Annotated in this window: 18 protein-coding genes; 6 read left to right on the plus strand and 12 right to left on the minus strand. The window is 51.3% G+C overall.

Annotation, left to right across the window (positions count from 1 at the left end):
- Positions 1 to 203: 203 nt before the first annotated feature.
- Entirely contained in the window at positions 204 to 782 is a 579-nt protein-coding gene (locus tag BN3003_RS01265; RefSeq protein WP_058304931.1) for a flavin reductase family protein, read from the plus strand.
- Positions 783 to 985: 203 nt separating this feature from the next.
- Here the strand turns inward: BN3003_RS01265 and argE are convergent, their stop codons facing one another.
- The 4 genes from argE to BN3003_RS01285 are packed head-to-tail and all read right to left on the minus strand — an operon-like array spanning position 986 to position 4,279.
- On the minus strand, positions 986 to 2,128 hold the full coding sequence (argE, locus tag BN3003_RS01270; RefSeq protein WP_058304932.1) for an acetylornithine deacetylase: 1,143 nt from the start codon (positions 2,126 to 2,128) through the stop codon (positions 986 to 988).
- A 9-nt stretch (positions 2,129 to 2,137) separates the two neighbouring features.
- Complete coding sequence (locus BN3003_RS01275) at positions 2,138 to 3,121, minus strand: LysR family transcriptional regulator (protein ID WP_058304933.1); 984 nt, start codon at positions 3,119 to 3,121, stop codon at positions 2,138 to 2,140.
- 39 nt (positions 3,122 to 3,160) lie between these two features.
- Positions 3,161 to 3,835: a DUF1028 domain-containing protein gene (locus BN3003_RS01280; RefSeq protein WP_058304934.1), complete on the minus strand. Its 675-nt coding sequence runs from the start codon at positions 3,833 to 3,835 to the stop codon at positions 3,161 to 3,163.
- A gap of 30 nt (positions 3,836 to 3,865) precedes the next feature.
- Entirely contained in the window at positions 3,866 to 4,279 is a 414-nt protein-coding gene (locus BN3003_RS01285) for a RidA family protein (RefSeq protein WP_058304935.1), read from the minus strand.
- 363 nt (positions 4,280 to 4,642) lie between these two features.
- Here BN3003_RS01285 and BN3003_RS01290 point away from each other — a divergent pair, with 363 nt between their 5' ends.
- Together BN3003_RS01290 and BN3003_RS01295 are read left to right on the plus strand one after the other, a co-directional pair.
- Positions 4,643 to 5,938: a flavin-containing monooxygenase gene (locus BN3003_RS01290; RefSeq protein ID WP_058304936.1), complete on the plus strand. Its 1,296-nt coding sequence runs from the start codon at positions 4,643 to 4,645 to the stop codon at positions 5,936 to 5,938.
- Positions 5,939 to 5,986: 48 nt separating this feature from the next.
- The gene (locus BN3003_RS01295) at positions 5,987 to 6,394 is read left to right on the plus strand and encodes a hypothetical protein (RefSeq protein ID WP_058304937.1); all 408 of its coding nucleotides are present in this window, start codon (positions 5,987 to 5,989) and stop codon (positions 6,392 to 6,394) included.
- Between the two features lie 43 nt (positions 6,395 to 6,437).
- Here BN3003_RS01295 and BN3003_RS01300 read toward each other — a convergent pair whose 3' ends face one another.
- A complete protein-coding gene (locus BN3003_RS01300; protein ID WP_058304938.1) occupies positions 6,438 to 7,565 on the minus strand; it encodes a class II histone deacetylase in 1,128 nt (375 codons plus the stop codon).
- A 184-nt stretch (positions 7,566 to 7,749) separates the two neighbouring features.
- Between BN3003_RS01300 and BN3003_RS01305 the strand changes: the two genes are divergently transcribed.
- From BN3003_RS01305 to BN3003_RS01315, 3 genes are read left to right on the plus strand one after another with little or no spacing between them, the layout of a single operon-like run.
- Entirely contained in the window at positions 7,750 to 9,234 is a 1,485-nt protein-coding gene (locus BN3003_RS01305; protein ID WP_058304939.1) for an aldehyde dehydrogenase, read from the plus strand.
- A 43-nt stretch (positions 9,235 to 9,277) separates the two neighbouring features.
- Entirely contained in the window at positions 9,278 to 10,717 is a 1,440-nt protein-coding gene (locus BN3003_RS01310; RefSeq protein WP_058304940.1) for a purine-cytosine permease family protein, read from the plus strand.
- A 29-nt stretch (positions 10,718 to 10,746) separates the two neighbouring features.
- Complete coding sequence (locus BN3003_RS01315; RefSeq protein ID WP_267886086.1) at positions 10,747 to 12,201, plus strand: aspartate aminotransferase family protein; 1,455 nt, start codon at positions 10,747 to 10,749, stop codon at positions 12,199 to 12,201.
- Positions 12,202 to 12,402: 201 nt separating this feature from the next.
- On the opposite strand, the gene BN3003_RS01320 is transcribed toward BN3003_RS01315, so the two are convergent.
- From BN3003_RS01320 to BN3003_RS01350, 7 genes are all read right to left on the minus strand, one after another.
- Entirely contained in the window at positions 12,403 to 13,032 is a 630-nt protein-coding gene (locus tag BN3003_RS01320) for an SMI1/KNR4 family protein (protein WP_058304942.1), read from the minus strand.
- Positions 13,033 to 13,206: 174 nt separating this feature from the next.
- Positions 13,207 to 14,025: a TIGR02391 family protein gene (locus tag BN3003_RS01325; protein ID WP_058304943.1), complete on the minus strand. Its 819-nt coding sequence runs from the start codon at positions 14,023 to 14,025 to the stop codon at positions 13,207 to 13,209.
- 118 nt (positions 14,026 to 14,143) lie between these two features.
- Complete coding sequence (locus BN3003_RS01330) at positions 14,144 to 15,604, minus strand: NAD-dependent succinate-semialdehyde dehydrogenase (protein ID WP_058304944.1); 1,461 nt, start codon at positions 15,602 to 15,604, stop codon at positions 14,144 to 14,146.
- Positions 15,605 to 15,673: 69 nt separating this feature from the next.
- Entirely contained in the window at positions 15,674 to 16,960 is a 1,287-nt protein-coding gene (gene gabT / locus BN3003_RS01335) for a 4-aminobutyrate--2-oxoglutarate transaminase (protein ID WP_058304945.1), read from the minus strand.
- A gap of 308 nt (positions 16,961 to 17,268) precedes the next feature.
- Positions 17,269 to 17,976: a type 1 glutamine amidotransferase gene (locus BN3003_RS01340; RefSeq protein WP_058304946.1), complete on the minus strand. Its 708-nt coding sequence runs from the start codon at positions 17,974 to 17,976 to the stop codon at positions 17,269 to 17,271.
- A 206-nt stretch (positions 17,977 to 18,182) separates the two neighbouring features.
- A complete protein-coding gene (locus tag BN3003_RS01345) occupies positions 18,183 to 19,382 on the minus strand; it encodes an acetyl-CoA C-acyltransferase (protein WP_058304947.1) in 1,200 nt (399 codons plus the stop codon).
- A gap of 63 nt (positions 19,383 to 19,445) precedes the next feature.
- Positions 19,446 to 21,815, minus strand: coding sequence for a 3-hydroxyacyl-CoA dehydrogenase/enoyl-CoA hydratase family protein (locus tag BN3003_RS01350; protein WP_058304948.1), 2,370 nt, complete (start codon positions 21,813 to 21,815; stop codon positions 19,446 to 19,448).
- Positions 21,816 to 21,845: the final 30 nt, after the last annotated feature.

Below are 21,845 nucleotides of genomic sequence, written 5' to 3' on the forward strand. Positions count from 1 at the left end.
CATTTTATGCACACGAACTTACAAGCGGCCTGTAAACAGATATACAGATTCAAAACAGCGCACTGGCAAGCGTGCTGAGTGGATGCCATTGATACCAACACTTGGCTTCATCAATCTCACGCTATCTGAGCCAGCCACACCTTGGTTTACAGGCCGCTTGTATGGCATGATGGCTGTTTCCTTCTTTACCTTGAGTCTAAGCCATGAGCATACAAGCCGTTCCTCTTGCCAAAGCCTACCGTTTACTCAATCACGGCCCGACTGTGCTGGTGTCGGCACAACACGGCGACAGCGTCGATGTGATGGCGGCGGCATGGGCATGCGCCTTGGATTTCACTCCGGCCAAAGTCACGGTGGTCTTGGACAAATCCACGTACACAAGGGTTTTAATCGAGCAAAGCGGCCAATTTGTATTGCAAATCCCCACCCGCGACCAAGCGGCGATGGTGTTGGGCGTGGGCACGCAAGGTTTGCTAGAACATCCGGATAAATTAAACGCCCACGGTGTGCAATTGTTTCAGTACGATGCGCAGCCACTGCCTTTGGTACAAGGCTGTTCGGCATGGCTGTTGTGTCGCTTAATACCTGAGCCGCACAACCATGCGGCGCACGATTTGTTCATAGGCGAAGTGGTGGCGGCGTATGCCGATGATGAGGTGTTTCGCGATGGCCATTGGCATTTTGAAAGCGCCGATGACAAATGGCGCAGCCTGCATTATGTGGCGGGTGGCCAGTTTTATGTCATCGGTGACTCACTCAATGTCAGCGCGGCCACGGCTTAAATCAGCACATGGCTTATTTCATGCGGCCTGTAAACCTTACAGGCCGCTTGTTTTAGCCGCAAACACCGCCCTCACACCACTGCAATCTATCTAAATATGCTTAGGCACACAGCTTGTGCGCAAATTACCTGCACACCAGTTCAGCCATTAAAAATGCGGCCTGTAACAGTTACAGGCCGCATTTGTGCTGTTTAATGTTGTGTTTAATGCAAACGCTGTAACACACTGCTCAAAAAGGCATCGCATGCATCCAATTGGCTCAAGGCCACATACTCATCGGGTTTGTGCGCAACATTGATGGAACCGGGGCCGCACACCAATACCGGACAATCCAAGGCTTGCGTGAACAAGCCGCCTTCGGTGCCGAAAGTGATTTTGCCGACTGGATGTGGCTCAGGCAAACAGTCTTGCAAGAAGCGCAGCGCGTCTACCGTGATGGGCGTGTCCAAACCAGGGTATTGGTTGGTCGCGGCGATGTCCAACCACGGCAAGGCGTGGGCATGGTGGGTTTCGATGTGCGCATGCACCTCCTCGATTAAGGCTTGCGGCTCATCCACCGGCAAATGGCGGATTTCAAAATCGACCACACACTCGTTCGGCACAATGTTCAAAGCCTTGCCACCATTGATTTTGCCGATGTGCAACGTGGTATACGGCACATCGTAAGCCGCATCTTGTGCGCCTTGATTCGCCAAACGCGTTTGCGTGGCGGTAATGCCGTCGATGACACGGCTGGCGATGTGGATGGCATTGGTGTATTGCGGCGCCATCGCCGAATGCCCTTCTTGGCCGCGGCACACCGCTTGATACACCGCCTTGCCTTTGTGGCCGGTGGCGATGCGCATCAGCGTGGGCTCGCCAATGATGACCAATTTGGGACTGATGAGCTGCTGCTTAAGCACATCCAAAATCCCGCGCACGCCGATGCAGCCGATTTCCTCATCGTAAGACAAACACAGGTGTAACGGCGTGTGCACCTCCAATGCAGCGGCCTGTAACATCGTGTTGATGGCGCAAGCGATAAAGCCTTTCATATCTGCCGTGCCGCGGCCATACATCAAGCCCTCGCGCACTTCGGCCTGAAACGGATTGCTGCTCCATGCTTGTCCTGCCACTGGCACCACATCGGTATGACCCGACAACACAATGCCAGCGCGCTCTTTCGGGCCGACCGACGCAAACAAATTGGCCTTGGTGTGCTCGGCGTTGTAAACCAAATCCACGTCTATGCCCGCTTGCTGCAAGCGCGCGGCCACAAAGCGGATGAGTTCCAAATTCGACAAATGAGAAGTGGTGTCAAACGCCACCAATTCGGCGAGCAAAGCGGCACTGGCAGACAAAGCCATGAGGGTTCCTTATGCGTTCTCAGAGATGTGGTTTTCAATGACATGTGGGCGCGGATCGAAAAAGGGCGCACTCATGCCAGGGATGTATTGATCGGAAATGTAGGCGCGGCAACGGCTCATGAAGGTTTCGGTAACATTGTTAAGCGAATTCATTTTATTGGTGGCCAGCCCAATGAGCATGGGGCGGTGTTTGCCCAGCAAGGGAATGCGCACCAAGCGTTTGCCATCGAGCGAGTAATTGAGCTTGGGACGCACATTCAAGATGGTATAGCCCAAATTGTTCGCCACCATCGCCCGCACCACGTCGGTAGACTTGCCCGACGCCACCACATTCGGGCTGAGGTGTTCTTGTCGAAACAGCGAAATGAAATACTCATTGCTGTACGGCATGTCGAGCAAAACCATCGGATACGGCGCCAATTCTTCCAAGGTGATGTTGGCAGCCGAGGCCAACGGATGCGCTTCTGACACCAACACATGCGGCGGCAATTTCGCCAGTGGCTCAAACTGAATCACTTTGTCGTCTATGTTCAAATCGTAAGTCAGCGCCACATCCAGCTCTTGGTTAATCAGTTTTTCGATGAGGCCGCTTTGGTCTTCTTCCACCAGTTTCACATCGACTTGTCCATACAGACGGCTGAAGCCATGTATCACTTCGGCATACACCATAGGGGCAAAAGCGGGAAAACAACCAAGTTTCAATGGCCCGCGCACCATGCCGGCATAATCAGACGCCAAGCTGTACAAATTGCCGGCTTGATTGATGATGGATTGGCAAGCTTGCATCAATTGCTCGCCCACAGGCGTGAGCTGCAAGCCTTTGGCGTGTTGGCGGATGAACAATTGCACTTGCAATTCGGATTCGATGTGCGCAATCGCCGCCGAAATCGACGGCGACGACACATGGATTTTTTCAGAAGCATTGATGATGCTGCCACTTTCTGCGGTTGCCACAAAATACTCCATTTGCCGCAGCGAAATTCGATTCAACATCAACAACACTCCTGTCTTATGAAAACGCCATCTTAAAGCCTACATGTCGCCCGGTACACCATAACTTTCGGCCAAACTAGGATTGAGGGCGCGCTGCACATAGCTGTCGATTTGCGGCGCATACACTTGCCACGCGGCATCCAGCAAAGCAATCGGATCGTCCTCGCTCCAGTCTATGCGCAAATCCACCGTCGGCCAGCTCAATTTATCGACTACCAATAAACCTGCCGAATGCACTGGTCCAGCCTCGCCACCGGCGGCCAAACCTGCCTGTAAAGCCCGCATTAAACGCTCGCCCAAATGGCCGCTGCTGGCTTCAAATGCCGCCAACATCGCAATCGGCACTTCGGTATTGGCAAGCAAATTGCCAGCACACACCGCATGCTCACCCACAACCGCATGGTGCACGCCCAAAACCTCGCTGCCGCTAAAGCAAGCTGGCGTGTCTGCCGCATTCATCACCGCCAATTGGCGGTATTGAATGAATTCCACGCTTTGCTGCAATTCTTGCAGCGCTTGTGTGGGCGTGATGTCGTATTTGATTAAGTCCAATAAGGCATGGCCCAATTGCGGGTCGGTGATGTTTTGGCTCGCCGCCACGCCGACGCCAGCGCGGGCGCGGATGCAACGCGAGGCCACCGCTGGCGACGATGAGGAAATCGCCGCGCCAAACTGACCCGTCTTAGGACAACGTGCAATGATGGAAAAAGTCATGGTATTTCCTCGCAGTCTCAACAATCAGCATCAATCCGGAATCACCGCAGTGGCGTCCACTTCCACCATCCATTCAGGGCGCGCTAAGGCCGACACCACGATGCCGGTAGACACGGGATACACGCCTTTTAACCATTTGCCGACGATGCGGTACACGGTTTCACGGTAGCGTGGGTCGATGATGTAAATGGTGATTTTGCAAATGTCTTCCAATTCGCCGCCGGCTTCTTTGAGCAACATGTCGATGTTGTACATCGCTTGCTCGGTTTGCGCCGCCACATCACCGACACCGACGTTTTCCGACGTGTCCAAGTTTTGACCGATTTGGCCACGCAAAAACACGGTGCGACCACGCGCCACCACCGCTTGGCACAAATCATTGTCCAAATTTTGTTCAGGATAGGTTTGTTTGGTATTGAAGGTACGGATGCGAGTGTGTTTCATCGGAATGTGCTCCAAGGCGATTAAGTGCAGCCATTATCAATACAATCCACGCCCGCACTCAATTAGGCAATTTCTAGCCTCATCTTCAAAAAAACCGTATCAAGTGGCCTGTAGACTCTATTCCCCAATCCACAGCTTGATGCAGCTTGGTTTTGCGCGAGAAAGCGGCAGTGATTAAGTTTTTCTGAGGGGGATGTTTTGCATATTCTATTTTCGCGCCCGCAGCGATTTGCCTATATTCGCATTCAGCAACGCAATACTGCGCTGGCACACCGTTTACAGGCCGCTTATTTTCCAAGTCGCTCAACCAGGTGTTGCACAGCCTTCAACACACAGCGGGATACCCTTGATAAGGAATGAAAAATGACTGCCGAAACCATCAAAATTGATACTTTAGTTGTGGGCGCTGGCCAAGCAGGTGTCGCCATGAGTGAACACTTAAGCGCCTTGGGCGTGCCCCATTTGGTCTTGGAAAAAAACCGCATCGCCGAAGCTTGGCGCAGTGGTCGCTGGGACTCTTTGGTCGCCAATGGCCCTGCTTGGCACGACCGCTTCCCGGGCATGGAATTTGATGCCGACCCCGATGCCTTTGTGGCCAAAGAACAGGTGGCAGCGTATTTCGAGGCCTATGCCCAAAAATTCAAAGCACCGATTAAAACCGGTGTCGAAGTCATCAAAGCCGTGCGCAAACAAGGCGAATCGGGCTTTATCGTCGAAACCTCGGCCGGCACCATAGACGCGCAGCGCATCGTTGCCGCCACTGGCCCATTCCAAAAACCGATCATTCCTGCCATCGCGCCGCAAGACGAAGCATTGTACCAAATCCACTCTGCCCATTATTACAAGCCTGAACAAATGCCCAAAGGCGCGGTATTGGTGGTCGGTGCTGGTTCTTCTGGCGTGCAAATTGCCGACGAACTCAATCGTGCTGGCAAAAAAGTATTTTTATCGGTCGGCCCTCACGACCGCCCACCACGCGCTTACCGCAACCGTGACAATGTGTGGTGGTTGGGCGTATTGGGCTTGTGGGATGCCGAAGTGCGCACCAAAGGCAAAGAGCACGTGACCATCGCCGTCAGCGGCGCGCGCGGCGGCCACACCGTCGATTTTCGTGAATTGGCCAAACAAGGCATCAATTTACTGGGCTCAACCCGCGCGTTTGAAAAAGGCCATGCCATCATCTCTGACGATTTGGCCACCAACATCCGCGAAGGCGATGCCAATTACCTCGAGGTTTTGGACATGGCCGATGCTTACATCGCCCGCCACGGCTTGGACTTACCGGAAGAGCCGCACGCACGCGACTTTTTGCCCGACCCCGAAGCAATGTTACACCCGATTTTGGACTTGGATTTGCACGCTGCCGGCATCACCAGCATCATTTGGGCGACCGGTTACGGCGTTGATTACAGCTGGTTACAAACCGAAGCGGCTTTGGACGCGCAAGGCAAACCGCAACACCAACGCGGCGTTTCTGCCGAAGCCGATGTGTATTTCCTAGGCTTGCCGTGGCTGTCGCGCCGCGGTTCCAGCTTTATTTGGGGCGTGTGGCACGATGCCAAACACATCGCCGGCCACATCGCCACCCAACGCAGCTATTTGCAATACCAAGACGCCGATCAACGCCAACAAGCCAGCAGCAAGGCCAGCGTCGCTTAATCTTCGTTGCAGTAACATCCTCTTCTTCACGCCCAACGCCGCAAAGCTTTGGGCTTTTTTTCATGTTCAGCACCGCATCAAACTGACGCAACTCACCTCAACATCACATTTACAGGCCGCATTTACAGGCCGCATTTACAGGCCGCATTTACAGGCCGCATTTACAGGCCGCATTTACAGGCCGCATTTACAGGCCGCATTTACAGGCCGCATTTACAGGCCGCATTTACAGGCCGCATTTACAGGCCGCATTTACAGGCCGCATTTACAGGCCGCATTTACAGGCCGCATTTACAGGCCGCATTTACAGGCCGCATTTACAGGCCGCATTTACAGGCCGCATTTACAGGCCGCATTTACAGGCCGCATTTACAGGCCGCATTTACAGGCCGCATTTACAGGCCGCATTTACAGGCCGCATTTACAGGCCGCATGAAAAAACAGCCTGTTCTGTGACAGAACAAGGCTGTTTTTTCTATCCGACCTCACCGCATAGGCTTCACACCGTCAGCAAAGACTGGGCAAGACTCGCATGTTGTGCCACCACCGCGTCGACCATGTCGCGTTGCAAGGCTTGCAAGTCTTGGCCGGCGGTGGCTTTGTGCGCGGCCAAAGCAGGATCGCTAATGCCGCTGTGCAAACCCGATAAGGTTTCGACCACGCTCAAGCCCAAATACGGCGTGGTCATCGGGTTATAACCGCCTTCGTGGATGACCACCAAGCGGTCGTCACACAATTCGTGCGCCGCATCCATCAACATTTGTGTCAACATGGCATAGCTGTCGGCATGCAACATCATCCGTCCCAATGGGTCTTCGATGCTGGAATCAAAGCCGCAGGCGATGATGATCAAATCTGGCTCAAATTGCTGCAAGGCTGGCAACACCACGCGTTCAAACGCATAGCGGTAAGCGCCATCGCCGCTGCCTGCTGGCAACGGAATGTTGATGTTATGGCCGATGCCTGCGCCCTCACCCATGTCTTCTATGCGGCCGCTGTCTTGCGGGAACAAATTGTCTTGGTGCAAGGAGATGGTAAGCACACTGGGGTCGTCGTAAAAACACGCTTCGGTGCCATTGCCATGGTGCACATCCCAATCAATGATGGCGACTTTGTCCAAACCATACACGGCTTGCGCATGGCGCGCGGCCAAGGCGGCATTGGCAAAGATGCAGAAACCCAAACCTTCATCTGGGGTGGCATGGTGACCGGGTGGACGGGTTAAGGCATAGGCGTTTTGCACCCGCCCTTCGGCCACTGCCGCCACGGCGGCCATCGCACCACCAGCGGACAAGCGCGCAATCTTCACCGACGCCAAAGCCACTTTGGTCTCGCCATCGAGCACGCCGTGTTTGCCATCCAAAGCCTTGACCTTGTCCAAATACGCACCCGTGTGCACGCGCAGCAAATCGGCATCCGTAGGCTGCACCGCGTTAATCGGCAACAAGCCCTCTAATACCCCACTCACTTCCAATAAATTGCGGATGCGGCGCTTGGCTTCCGGTGCTTCGTAATGTCGGTATGGTTGGATGTGCTCATTGGCCTCGAACAAGCCGGCGTAACCTGAGGTGTCATGCCACATGTAAATCTCGTGCCACACAAAACCTGTGCGTGCAGTTTCTGCCATTTTCTGCTCCTTGATGGGTCTGATTTTTTTCATAGCGGCCTGTAGGCGCTGATGTCTGCAATCTAAAGCAAGACTGTGCTAACGATAATTTCTTTTTCCCGAAGAGCTGCATCATTTTTTACGAATGTTCAGTTGATGTGACTGCGTTTATAACTGATGGCAAGTTGATAAGGAGCAAAGACAAATGGAGAAAAACTGGCAAGAGCTGCGCGCGCGTTTGACGTTACCGACACAGGCATTCGTGAATGGTGTGTATGAGAAAAATCATCAAGATGGGGTGTTTGACGTCATCAATCCCGCCACCGATGAAACCTTGGCACAAGTGCACAATGCCGGCGAAGCGTGTGTGAACCGTGCGGTAGCGGCGGCCAAAAGCGCGTTTCAAAACCGCGTGTGGGCTGGCTTGAGCATAGACGAGCGCAAAGCGGTATTGTGCCGTTTGGCCGATTTGATTTTGGCCCACGGCGACGAGCTGGCCTTGCTCGACTCCATCAGCATGGGCAAACCGGTGAACGAAGCCTTGAACATAGATGTTGCTGGTTCTGCTTACATTTTGCGCTGGTATGCCGAGGCTTTGGACAAGATGTTTGACCAAGTGGCACCGACGCCTAGCAATGCCTTGGCCACCATTACCCGTGAAGCCATAGGTGTGGTCGCAGCAGTCGTACCGTGGAATTACCCGTTGGAAATGGCGATTTGGAAATTGGCACCGGCTTTGGCTGTGGGCAATTCGGTGGTGTTAAAGCCAGCCGAGCAATCACCGTTCTCCGCCTTGCGCTTGGCCGAGTTGGCGATAGAAGCCGGTATGCCGGCGGGTGTGTTCAATGTGGTGACCGGCACGGGTGAGCTTACAGGCCGCTTATTGGGCTTGCACATGGATGTCGATTGTTTGACTTTCACCGGCTCAACCGCCGTGGGCAAAATGTTCATGAGCTATTCGGCGCAATCGAATTTGAAACAAGTGTGGCTGGAATGCGGCGGCAAGAGCCCGAACATCGTATTCCAAAACTGCAAACACTTGGAACACGCGGCGCAAAAATCATTGGCAGGCATCTTCTTCAACCAAGGCGAAGTGTGTTCTGCCAATTCGCGTTTGTACGTAGAACGCCCGATATACGCGGAATTCTTGGCCTTGCTTGAGCAACACGCGGCCACATGGCAACCATCGCAACCATTACAGGCCGATGCCAAAGCCGGCGCCCTCATCAGCCGCAGCCATGCGCTGTGGATAGAAGAACAAGTGGCCGCCGCCGTGGCTCGTGGTGCCACTGTCTTGACTGGCGGCAAGGTGTTCAGCATAGACGGCAAAGGCACGTTCTTCCAACCGACCATCCTCATCAACACCACCGTCGACGACGACGTCAACCAACAAGAGTTGTTCGGTCCGGTGGTATCGGTATTGCCGTTTGACAGCGAAGACGAAGTCATCAATTGGGCCAACGATTCTGTGTACGGTCTCGCCGCCTCGATTTGGACCGATGACATCCACCAAGCCCACCGTGTGGCCAAGCGTTTACAGGCCGGCACAGTATCGGTAAACACCGTCGATGCCTTGGGCGTGACCACGCCGTTTGGTGGCTACAAACAATCGGGCTTTGGCAAAGACTTGTCTTTGTTTGCCTTTGATAAATTCGTCAACCTCAAAACCACTTGGTTTCAGATTTTGTAATACCCCAATCTACAAAGAGAACACAATAAAGGAAAAACTCCCCATGCAAAACCACCATGACTCCCTAGGAGGGCGGCCTGAAAAACAGGTCGAAAACCTCGAAACCCACACCATACAACCCATTTCCTTGGACAACCGCCACGGCACTTACCGCGATTTGTTCACCATTTGGTTTGGGGTGAATTTAACCGTGCTGACCATTTTCACCGGCTCTTTGACTTACTCGCTGTTCAATTTGCCGTTTGTGACGGCGGTGATTTCCTTGCTCATCGGTCACTTTGTTGGCGCCATCTTCATGGCTTTGCACGCGGCGCAAGGCCCACAATTGGGTGTACCGCAAATGCTGCAAACGCGCAGCCAATTCGGCTCGTTCGGTTCTTTGTTTGTGGTCGGCTTGGTGGTGTTGATGCATTCAGGCTTCTTCGCCTCCAATGCGGTCTTGGGCGGCCAAACCATCAATGTCATCAGCCCCAGCATCCCGACCAATGTCGGCATTACCTTGGTGGCGGTAGCGAGTTTGATTGCGGCGATTTTTGGTTACAAAATCATCCACATGTACGCCCGCTTGATTTCAGTGGTATCAGGCATCGCCATGTTGGCCATCTTCGTGTTGATTTTGTTCAAAGGCCAATTGCCGAGTGACTTTTTTGCCCGCGGTGAAAACTCCATGGTCGGCATCATGGGCACCATTTCCATCGGCGCTTTGTGGCAGTTGGCTTACGCTCCGTATGTGTCGGACTACACCCGTTACATGCCCAAAGACACCGGCGTAAAAGCGGCGTTTTGGGCCAGTTATTGGGGTTGTACCTTGGGCAGCGTGTTGCCAATGATTTTGGGCATCATCATCGCCATCGGTTACACCGGCGACATCACCCAAGGCATGTTGGCTTTGTCACAAAACAGCCCGATTGCCGTGGTCGCCATCATTGCCTTCAGCATTGCCATCGCTGGTTCGAATTCTATGAACATGTATTGCGCATCTATGTCGGCGATTACCTGTGCGCAAACCATCGCGCCACGTTTTTACCCTACCAGCCGCGCCCGCGCCATCACGTGCTTGATTTTGTTTGCCATCACCTTGTCGGTATCGATTTTGGGCAAAGACAATTTCTTGGTGAATTATTCCAACTTCATCATGGTGTTATTGTATGTGTTGGTGCCTTGGACCGCGATTAACTTGGTCGACTACTACTTGGTCGAACACGGTGTGTACGATGTGGATTCGTTCTTCCGCCGCGACGGTGGCATCTATGGCTACTTTAACTGGGCAGCAATGGTGTCGTATGTGTTCGGTATCTTGGTACAAATCCCGTTCATGGCCACGGTTTTGTACACCGGCCCTGTGGCCGAAAGCATGGGCGGCGCCGACATCTCATGGATTGTGGGTCTGGTATTGGTCAGCCCCGTGTATTACGCCTTAATCAAGATGAAGAAAAAGCAAGATGCAGCCAAGGCACGCACACGTGTACAAGCCCAAGCTTAAGCTGCACTGAAAACTGATTGTTTAACCCTATGGTACACAGCGGCCACACCCGTAACACTTTACAGGCCGCTGGTGTACTCAGACAGAAAGAAAGAGAAACTGTGATGACGCAATTGAACAAAGCTGCGATGCAGCACAATTTACACCCATTTTCTAACAACCAAGAGTTGATTGACAAAGGCGTGCGCGTGATTGAACGCGGCGAAGGCATTTACATTTACGACACCGACGGCAATAAAATCATCGACGGCATGTCGGGCTTGTGGTGTACCAACATCGGTTACGGTCGCACCGAATTGAGCGATGTGGCCAAGGCGCAAATGGACAAGCTGGCGTATTACAACACCTTCTTCCAAACCTCGAATACCGCGGTCATCGCCTTGGCGAACAAATTGGCCGAAGTCACGCCCAGCCAATACAACCATGTGTTCTTCACCGGTTCAGGCTCCGAGTCTTGCGACTCAATGATCCGTTTGGTACGTCACTATTGGAGAAGCGTTGGCAAACCACAGAAAAAAATCCTGATTGGCCGCTGGAATGGCTACCACGGTTCGACCATCGGCGGCACCAGCATGGGCGGCATGAAATCCATGCACGAACAAGGCGATTTGCCCATCGCCAACATCACCCACATCGAGCAACCAGCGTATTACGAATTGCACGAAGCCGGTGAAACGCCAGAAGCGTTTGGCCTGAAAGCCGCCAACTGGTTGGAAGAAAAAATCTTGGAAGTGGGCGCCGACAATGTGGCCGCGTTTGTGGCCGAGCCGATTCAAGGCGCGGGCGGCGTCATCATCCCACCATCGACTTACTGGCCACGCATCCAAGAAATCTGCCGCCAATACGATGTGCTGATTGTGTCTGACGAGGTGATTTGTGGCTTTGGCCGCACCGGCAATTGGTTTGGCTTTGAAACGTTTGGTTTTGAACCCGACATCTTCACTTTTGCCAAAGGTGTGACCTCGGGTTACCAACCATTGGGTGGCGTGATGTTGAGCGACCGCGTCGCTGCTGGCGTGTTACAAGGCGGCGAATTGCAACACGGCTTTACCTACAGCGGCCATCCAGTGACCTCGGCCGTGGCCTTGAAAAACTTGGAAATCTTGCAAGAAGAGCAAATTGTTGAACGCGTGCGCGACGACATCGCCCCGTATTTCCAACAACGCTGGCAAGAAACCTTTGCCCCGTTTGCCCATGCCGATGACGTGCGCGGCTGCGGCATGATTGCCTCGTTCAAAGTGGTGAAAGCCAAAGGCGAACCGTTCAGCGACCCTGCACGCGCCGGCTCTTTGTGCAAAGACATCTTCTTCGGTAACAATTTGATTTTCCGTTCTACCGTCGACAACATCATTTGCGCGCCACCATTGGTAATTACCAAAGCCGAAATCGACGAAATGTTGGCCTTGGCCGCCAAATCTTTGGCCGAGTTTGAACAAAACGTCGTGCCTACGCTGTTGGCAGAAGAAGCGGCTACCGCTAAATAAAGCCTTTCATCTTCAATATTGAAAAGCGGCCTGTAAGTGTTTACAGGCCGCTTATTTACATGCAATTTGATAAACAATCACAGCGTTCATGATATTGAAACTGATAGACGCTTGAACCATTGAACCCATGCCGCTGTTTCAATCATGCGGCCACATGCGCCACTCAAGCTTAACCCTCTATTGCTTTGGTATTCACTCGCCCTAATCAAAGAAAAAAGACTCATACATCACCCAAGTGGCGCGTTCAAAAAACGCATTCGCATCGTCCATCATCAGCTGTAAAAACGCCTCAAAACTGTCGGCCATTTTCAGCACAAATTGGTCGCAACCATCGTGCAAAAACAACCATACCTGCCCTTTGAGCCTGCCATCGGTCAGCAATATAAAGCGCTCGGGACTGAATTCAAAACCGCCAAACACCAACACATGCTCGACGTATTGCGCGATGACTTCTCTGATGTCGTCAAAATACGCATCGTCATCCAAATCGGCCATGATAGGCTGCAACCACTCCAGCAATTGTGCTTTCTCAAACGCCAACTCCTCAATGCCAAACAGCAACACACTCGCGTCTATCACATAGTCTTGCAGGCGCTGCTCGGCCATAAACAATGCCGCGCCATTCATTTGCGCATAAAACGCCACCACACTGTTGGGAAGATTGGCACAGTGCTGCTGCAACAGCACCAACTGCGCAGGCGTGGCTGCCGCGTGCACAACATGACGCACTGGCAAACACACTTGCTGTTGCCCGTCGGTGGCTTTGTTTTTGACAATATCAATGTGGGTATTGGTATGGGCAAACGCCTTAAAGTCTGCGGCGAGGGTCATGGCTGCGCTCTTGGTATCATAATTTTAAAACTATAGCCTATTTTCCAAACGCAATATTCAATCTAAAACAAAGACTTGCATCCAATATAAACACCATGATTGTGCAAATTTCCTGTCAATCAAACAATAAAAAAGCGGCCTGTAAATCTTTACAGGCTGCTTAGATAAACAATTTTATATATTGGGTATAACCATGCTTGGTACTTTTACACAAATATCTAATTTTCTATGAAGCATCGAGATGAAAGTTAAATAATCAATCGCATCTACTTCACCATCCCACAAAATTTTTGCTTTTGGTTCATGTGCCAGTGGGTTTCTTATCGCCATTGCACACCCCTTAAGTAGCTGTGCAAATCCTGTATATTCTGATTTTTCAGTTACTGTTTGCAAACTATTAAAAATCAATATTGGATTTTGTGTAGAGAAAACTTTATCTATCAAGTTAGCCCCATCTGCTTCTATGCCTGACATTTTTCTAATTCGTTCAAACAAGCCTTTTGCCGCTTCAAATGACGCATGAAAATAGTTTTCTTGTAAAATTTCTACCGTACAATATTGATAAATTTCATGATGTATTCCCCTAGCCTCCAGTTTTCTCTTGAAATTATTTACTCGCTCTTGCACCTCATTTAAAGTTGTAGCTATTGGAACAGATTTAAATGTGCCTTCTTTTGTATATTCCAGTCCTTCTAATACTAATATTGCATTCAAGTCCATTCTAATTGTTTCAAACTCAGACATGCGATTATGAAATCGGCTCAATGCTAAAAAAGACTTAATAAACGCAAGTACTTGATTACAACATTTTGTACTATTCTGGCATTCTAGAAATACAGAATTAAGTCTCCTCCACTTTGTGGAGTGCCCTGAATTATCCACTAAGTGATTCATTATTAAATATGAACTAATCTCACTTCCAGTGCCAGAATCTCCTAAGAGTTTTGAGATTGATTCAATTGTTCCCAAACTTAATGATGAATATGCAGCCATTTACCTTCCCCTTACCTTACATCCATTGCGTAGATTTCATTTAATCTTCATTGTAAACAAAAAAGCGGCCTGTAAATCTTTACAGGCCGCTTATTACATTCAAATCAATGTTGCAGACTTATTTGTCCAAACCTGCCAACAACACGTATTTGATTTCCACATAGTCTTCGATGCCGTATTTAGAACCTTCGCGGCCCAAGCCGGATTGTTTCACGCCACCGAATGGTGCGGCTTCGTTAGACAAGATGCCGGTGTTCAAAGCCACCATGCCGTAGTCCAAACCTTCAGACACGCGGATGACGCGGCCGATGTCGCGGGTGTAGAAGTAAGAAGCCAAGCCGAATTCGGTGTCGTTGGCATAGCCCAACACTTCTTCTTCGGTTTCAAACTTGAACACTGGCGCCAATGGGCCGAAGGTTTCATCTTTGGCAAATTGCATTTCTTGCGTCGCGCCAGTGACGATGGTCGGTTCAAAGAACAAGCCGCCCAAAGCGTGTGGGTGACCACCAGCCACCACGGTAGCGCCTTTAGCAGTGGCGTCGGCAATGTGCTCTTCCACTTTTTTCACTGCATTGGCATCAATCACTGGGCCAAAGTTCACGCCAGCGTCCATGCCGTTACCAATCGACAATTTCGCCACTGCGGCTTTGAATTTCTCCACGAATTGGTCGTAGACACCGCTTTGTACATACAAGCGGTTGGCGCACACGCAGGTTTGACCGGCATTGCGGAATTTACAAATCATCGCGCCTTCAACCGCTGCATCCAAATCGGCATCGTTGAACACGATGAATGGTGCGTTGCCGCCCAATTCCATAGACACTTTTTTCACTGTAGACGCACATTGTTCAATCAATTTGCGACCCACTTCGGTAGAACCGGTGAAGCTGAATTTTTTCACGCGGTCGTCTTTGGTCAACACTTCGCCGATTTGGCTAGAGCTGCCGGTTAACACGTTGAACACGCCTTTCGGAATGCCAGCGCGCTCAGCCAATTCGGCAATCGCCAAGGCTGAGAATGGGGTTTGTGACGCTGGACGGATGACGAAAGTACAACCGGCTGCCAATGCTGGTGCGGCTTTGCGCGTGATCATCGCGTTCGGGAAGTTCCAAGGGGTAATCGCAGCGCACACACCAATCGGCTGTTTGGTCACCAAGATGCGTTTGTCCAAACCAGTCGATGGAATGATGTCGCCGTAAATGCGTTTGCCTTCTTCGGCATACCATTCGATGTAAGACGCGCCGTAAGCGATTTCGCCTTTGGCTTCTGCGAGTGGTTTGCCTTGTTCCAAGGTCAAGATTTTGCCCAAGTCTTCTTGGTGCGCCATCATCAAATCAAACCATTTGCGCAAGATTTGGCTGCGCTCTTTGGCGCTCTTATTGCGCCAAGCTGGCAAGGCAGCTTGAGCAGCGGCCACGGCACGGTCGGCTTCGGCTTTGCCCATTTGTGGTACGGTGCCGATGACTTCGCCAGTGGCGGGATTGGTCACTTCAACAGTGGCTTTATTGTCGGCATCCATCCATGCGCCATCGATGTAACATTGGGTTTTAAATAAAGCGCTGTCTTGTAATTGCATCATATTCTTCCTTCATATCCTCTAGAAAATAAAGGCGCCCTGAACTGACAGGACGCCTTATTTAAATCAGCATTAAGCTTCTGCAGTTGCAGCTGCGTGAGTTAAAGCGGCTTCCAAAATACCCAAAGATTCTTCAAAGATTTCGTCTTCGATGGTCACTGGGAACAAGAAGCGCATCACGTTGTAATACATACCACAAGTGAGCAAAATCAAACCGTTTTCCAAGGCGTGGGTTTGCGCACGTTTGGTGAATTTTGGATCAGGCTCGTTGGTGCCTGGTTTCATGAATTCTACTGCAATCATGCCGCCCAAGCCGCGTACCATGCGGATTTGTGGGATTTTGTCTTTCAAGCTTTCCAAACGAGCGCGCAATTTGTCGCCCAATTGTTGTGAGCGTTCGCACAATTTTTCTTCTTCGATGACATCCAACACCGCCAATACCGCAGCCAAAGCCAATGGGCTACCGGCGTAAGTGCCGCCCAAACCACCGGCCGCAGGCGCATCGATGATTTCAGCTTTGCCCACCAAGCCAGAAATCGGGAAACCACCAGCCAAAGATTTGGCCATGGTAATCAAATCAGGTTTCACACCCGTTTGCTCAGTAGCGAACAAAGTACCGGTACGCGCAAAGCCTGTTTGCACTTCATCAAAAATCAACACGATGCCGTGCTCATCACAAATGTCGCGCAAGCCTTGCAAGAAGTCTTTAGGCGTGACATTGAAACCGCCCTCGCCTTGAATCGGCTCGATGATGATCGCAGCCACTTCTTTAGGGTCGATGGTGGTTTTGAATTGGCGTTGCAAGCTGGCCAAGGCTTCGGCTGAGCTCACACCGTACAATTCATTCGGGTATTGTGCGTGCACGATATCAGCAGGGAATGGACCAAAACCCAATTTGTATGGAGCCACTTTACCAGTCAAGCCCAAAGTCAAATTGGTACGACCATGGTAGCCGCTTTGGAAAGAAATGATGCCAGGGCGGCCTGTAAATGAGCGTGCCACTTTAATCGCGTTTTCAACCGCTTCTGCACCCGTGGTCAAGAAGAAGGTTTTGGCTGTACCGTTGACAGGGGCTTTGGCATTGATGCGCTCAGCCGCTTCGGTATAGCTTTCGTAAGGAACCACTTGGTAGCAAGTGTGGCTGAATTTGGTCAATTGTTCTGCCACAGCAGCCTGTACTTTAGGATGCAAATGACCGGTATTCAATACACCGATACCACCGGCGAAATCGATGTAACGATTGCCTTCGGTGTCCCAAAGTTCTGCATTTTTCGCTTTGTCGATATAAAAATCGCACATGATACCCACGCCACGGGCGGTGGCGGCCAAACGGCGTTGGGTGATTTCTACTTTACTCATTTTGTCTCCTAACTGACTTGTGCTGTAGTGTGTCGTCCTACAGTGGGCGGCACACACCTAAATGACTGGGTGGATGCTTGCTACCAACTCAAATGTGTTTGTTTGCTTATTTTCGATATCCTTAGAGCCTCTCATAACCACAGCAAGAAAGCAATATGCGCCACAAAAAAAATTTCACTGAGCAGACCTAAGTTCCACTAAGTGAAACAAAATCACCAGCGCGGTCATTGTTTTGCTGTTAATAAGCGCGCTGGCTTGATTGCTGCTTACCCTGTTATCACTACTGTTTACAGCTTATGTCGAATTGATTAAGCCTCAGTGGCCGCATTTTGATGTTGCTGAAAAAAGGCCACCACATGATTGGCAAAACGTTGGTTGTGCAGCTTGGCATGTTCGGTTTTGACTTCGGCGATGTCGGTGGTGCTCTCGCCAAAATCACTGCGACCGCGTGCTAACAAATCCATCACCAAGCCTTGGGTAAATTCTGGGTGAAACTGTACTGACAAGGCTGGGAAATCGTATTCCAAAGCGCCGTATTGGCAATGGTCGGAATGGGCGCGCACGTGCGCGCTTTCAGGCAGGCGCACCACTTGGTCTTGGTGGAATACCAACACGTCTTGCTCCATATTGGCAAATTGGTAATGGTCAACACCAACGCCCCAACCCTTATTCGATTTTTCCACCTTGCCGCCAAATGCCTCGGCCATCAATTGGTGACCAAAGCAAATGCCAAACATCGGGATTTTCAAGGCCGCAACCTGATTCAAAAATGCCTTGGTCGCGTGTATCCACGGCAAATCTTCGTAAACACTGAATTTGGAACCTGACACCACATAGGCATCAAAGTCGGCTGGCGCTGGCAAAGCATCGCCATTACACACCACAAACTGGCTGAATTCCAAGGCCGCGTCTTGCTCGCTGTGGCCCAACCAGTTGCGTATCAAATCAAAAAAACTGCCGTGTTTTTGCGCCATGGTTTCTGGCAATAAACCCATTTCTAAAATTGCGATTTTCATTTCTAAACAAGTCCATGTGTGTGAATTGAACAAGCATGGTCTGCTTCTCCCAGACCAAAAGACATACGCATGAAATATAGCATTAAAAATCAATTTATTACAAACACACTAACCGATACTTACACTCTAAACCCGCAGTGATTTACAGGCCGCATGACATAAAAAAACCCTCTTGCAAAGAAGAGGGTGATCAAAAAGGACAGCAATTACAAAACTTCGATTAAGCCTGCCGCGCCCATGCCGGTACCGATACACATGGTCACCATGCCATAGCCGGTTTCGCCGCGTGCACGCATACCGTGTATCACGGTCGCAGCACGGATGGCGCCGGTCGCGCCCAATGGGTGACCCAAGGCAATCGCGCCACCATTTGGATTGACGATGTCGGTGTTCAAATCCAAATCGCGTATCACCGCCAAGGCTTGCGCCGCGAAGGCTTCGTTCAATTCCATCCACTTGATGTCAGCCAAAGTGCGGCCAGCTGATTTCAATACCGCCGGGATGGCTTCTTTCGGACCTATGCCCATGATTTCGGGTGGCACACCGCGCACGGCAAAACCATCGTAGCGCGCCAATGGCGTGAAGCCATAACGCTTTATCGCTTCTTCAGAGCACACCAACAAAGCGCCAGCGCCATCGGACATTTGTGAAGAGTTACCCGCAGTGACCGAACCTTTGGCCGCAAACACCGGACGCAATTTGGCCAAACCTTCCAAAGTGGTGTCAGCACGCGGGCCTTCATCGGTATCCAATAATTTGCGGATGGCCAAGGCTTCGCGGGTTTTCAAATCGGCAGTGCGGTAAATCGCTTCAATCGGGCTGATTTCGGCTTTGAATTTACCTGCCGCAATCGCCGCCAAGGCACGGCGGTGGCTTTCTACCGCAAACGCGTCTTGGTCTTCGCGCGAAATCTTCCATTGGTTGGCGACGTTTTCAGCGGTCAAACCCATGCCATAAGCGATGGCCACGTGTTCGTCGTTTTCAAAAATCGCGGGGTTCAAGGCCACTTTATTGCCCATCATCGGAATCATGGACATGGATTCCACGCCAGCGGCGATGGTGATATCGGCTTCGCCAGTGCGAATGCGGTCGGCGGCGATTTGCAAGGCATTGATGCCAGACGAGCAATAGCGGTTGATGGTGATGCCGCCCACGGTATTAGGCAAGCCAGCGAGCAAGGTGCTGATGCGCGCCATGTTCAAGCCTTGTTCGGCTTCAGGGAAGGCACAGCCAGCCACCACATCGTTGATGTCGTGCAAATCGAATTCAGGTACTTGGCCGACCACGCTTTTGATCACGTGAGCCAACAAATCGTCAGGACGGGTGGTGCGCAACATACCGCGTGGGGCTTTGCCAACGGGTGTACGGGTTGCTGCAACAATATAAGCATCTCTAAATTGAGTCATTTACTATCTCCAAATTTGGGGCTACAAGCGGCCTGTAAACGGTTTACAGGCCGCTTTCAGGCATCAGTTACGCAATGGTTTACCGGTAGACATCATGTTTTCGATGCGCTCTAAGGTTTTCTCTTGTTGCAACAAGGAAACGAACACTTTGCGCTCCAAATCCAAAATCCACTGTTCATCCACCACCGTACCCGCATCCACATCACCGCCCGTCATCACGTCGGCAATTTGGCTGCCCAAATACATGTCGTATTCACTGATGAAACCACCTGCTTTCATGTTCACCAATTGGCCTTTGATGGAAGCCGCACCAGTACGACCTGCCACCGCAAAGCTTTGTGGGATTTCTGGACGCCAGCCGCTGTCAGCCAAGGCACGTGCCTCGCTCAAAGCCACGTACAGCAATTCGTAAGTGTTGAACACCACCACGGCGTCTTCGTTCAAATAGCCCAACTCTTTCGCTTCCAAAGCCGACGTGGCCACTTGTGCCATCGCCAAATTCATGTAGCGGTCTTTCAAAGCCGCGAGCAAATCGCCTTGGCTGGCGCGCGCTGCTTTCAAGGCAAACTCTTTGCTGCCACCGCCAGCAGGAATCAAGCCCACACCCACTTCTACCAAGCCGATGTAAGATTCCAAGGCCGCAACCACTTTGTTGGAATGCAAAATAAATTCGCAACCACCACCAAATGCATAGCCTTGTACCGCCGATACGGTTGGAATTTGGCTGTAACGCAAGCGCATAGAGGTGTCTTGGAACAATTTCACCATCGCTTCAATCGCGTTCATGTCGCCCGCAGCAAACACTGGCATCATCGATTTCAAATCGGCACCAACTGAGAATGGTGCATCTGGCGCCCAAATCACCAAGGCTTTGAAGCGCTCTTCGGCCACATCCAAGGCTTGGTTAATGCCTTCCAACACATCGCGGCTGATGGCGCGGTTTTTGTTGGTGTTTTCAACGATCAATACTTCGTTGTCCAAGGTAAAGGCATGAATGGCCTCGGTTTTGAACACGGTTTCGCCCAATACTTTGGCCGATTCACCGAACAATTTCGCTGGTGCGTATTGGCGTTGGTACACGTCCAAATCGCTCCGACCTTCGGCGTGTAAAGTCGTGAAGTTCAAGCTGCCGGCATCAGAATGCACGCCGTCACGGCCATCGACTACCCAAGCTGGCAGAGCAGCATTGCTCAAAGTTTTGCCCGCAGCGATGTCGGCATTAATCCACTCAGCCACTTGTTTCCAACCCGCGGCTTGCCAGATTTCAAACGGGCCCATGTCCCAACCAAACCCCCAACGGATGGCGAAATCAATGTCGCGCGCATTGTGGGCAATGTCTTTGGCGTGAACAGCGATGTAATGGAACACATCGCGCATACACGCCCATAAGAATTGTGCTTGTGGGTGTTCTGAGGCACGCAAAGCGGCCAATTTCTCACCCCAAGTTGGTGCTTTTAACAATTCGGTCACGGCTTTGTCGGCTTTTTCATTGGAAGCCACATAATCGCCGGCTTTGGCATCGAGAACAAAAATGCGTTTGCCTTCTTTTTTGAAGATGCCGGCCTTGGTTTTTGCACCCAAAGCGCCTTTTTCAATCAAGCCGGTCAACCATGTTGGCAAACCAAAATGCGCATGCCAAGGGTCGGCCTGTAAATTGTCTTGCATGGTTTTGGCCACGTGCGCAAACGTGTCCAAACCCACCACATCGGCGGTGCGGAAGGTGGCTGATTTTGGACGACCCAAACGCGCGCCCGTCAAATCATCGACCACATCAAAACGCAAATCGTATTTCTCGGCATTGGCCATAGTCGCCAACATCGAGAACACACCGATGCGGTTGGCAACGAAGTTAGGCGTGTCTTTGGCGCGTACCACGCCTTTGCCCAAAGTCGATACCAAGAAACGCTCTAAATTGTCCAATACCGAAGCGTCGGTTTCTTGGCAAGCAATCAATTCCACCAAGTGCATATAGCGTGGTGGATTGAAGAAATGCACGCCGCAGAAGCGGTCTTTCAATTCTTTGGAAAACACGCTGGCCAAGGTTTCAATCGACAAACCTGAGGTATTGGTGGCAAAAATCGTTTTCGCGCCCAAATGTGGCGCTACTTTGCTGTACAAATTCTCTTTGATATCCAAACGCTCGGCCACGGCCTCAATCACCAAATCGCACTCAGACAACAAGGCCAAATCATCATCGTAATTGGCGGCCTGTATGTACTGTATGGCCGTTTTGCTGGCCAAAGGTGCGGGTTTTTGCTTTTTCAATGCGGCCAAGGCTTTTTCAACGATGGCGTTTTTAGGACCTTCTTTGGCTGGCAAATCAAATAACACAGTTGGCACTTTGGCATTGGCCAAGTGGGCTGCAATCTGAGCACCCATTACGCCTGCGCCCAAAACGGCCACTTTGCGTACCACGAGCTTGTTTGAAGACATAAGAAAACCTCTTTACTGACAGGGTTGTAA

The sequence above is a fragment of the Vitreoscilla massiliensis genome, from assembly GCF_001457815.1.
Lineage (GTDB): Bacteria > Pseudomonadota > Gammaproteobacteria > Burkholderiales > Neisseriaceae > Vitreoscilla > Vitreoscilla massiliensis.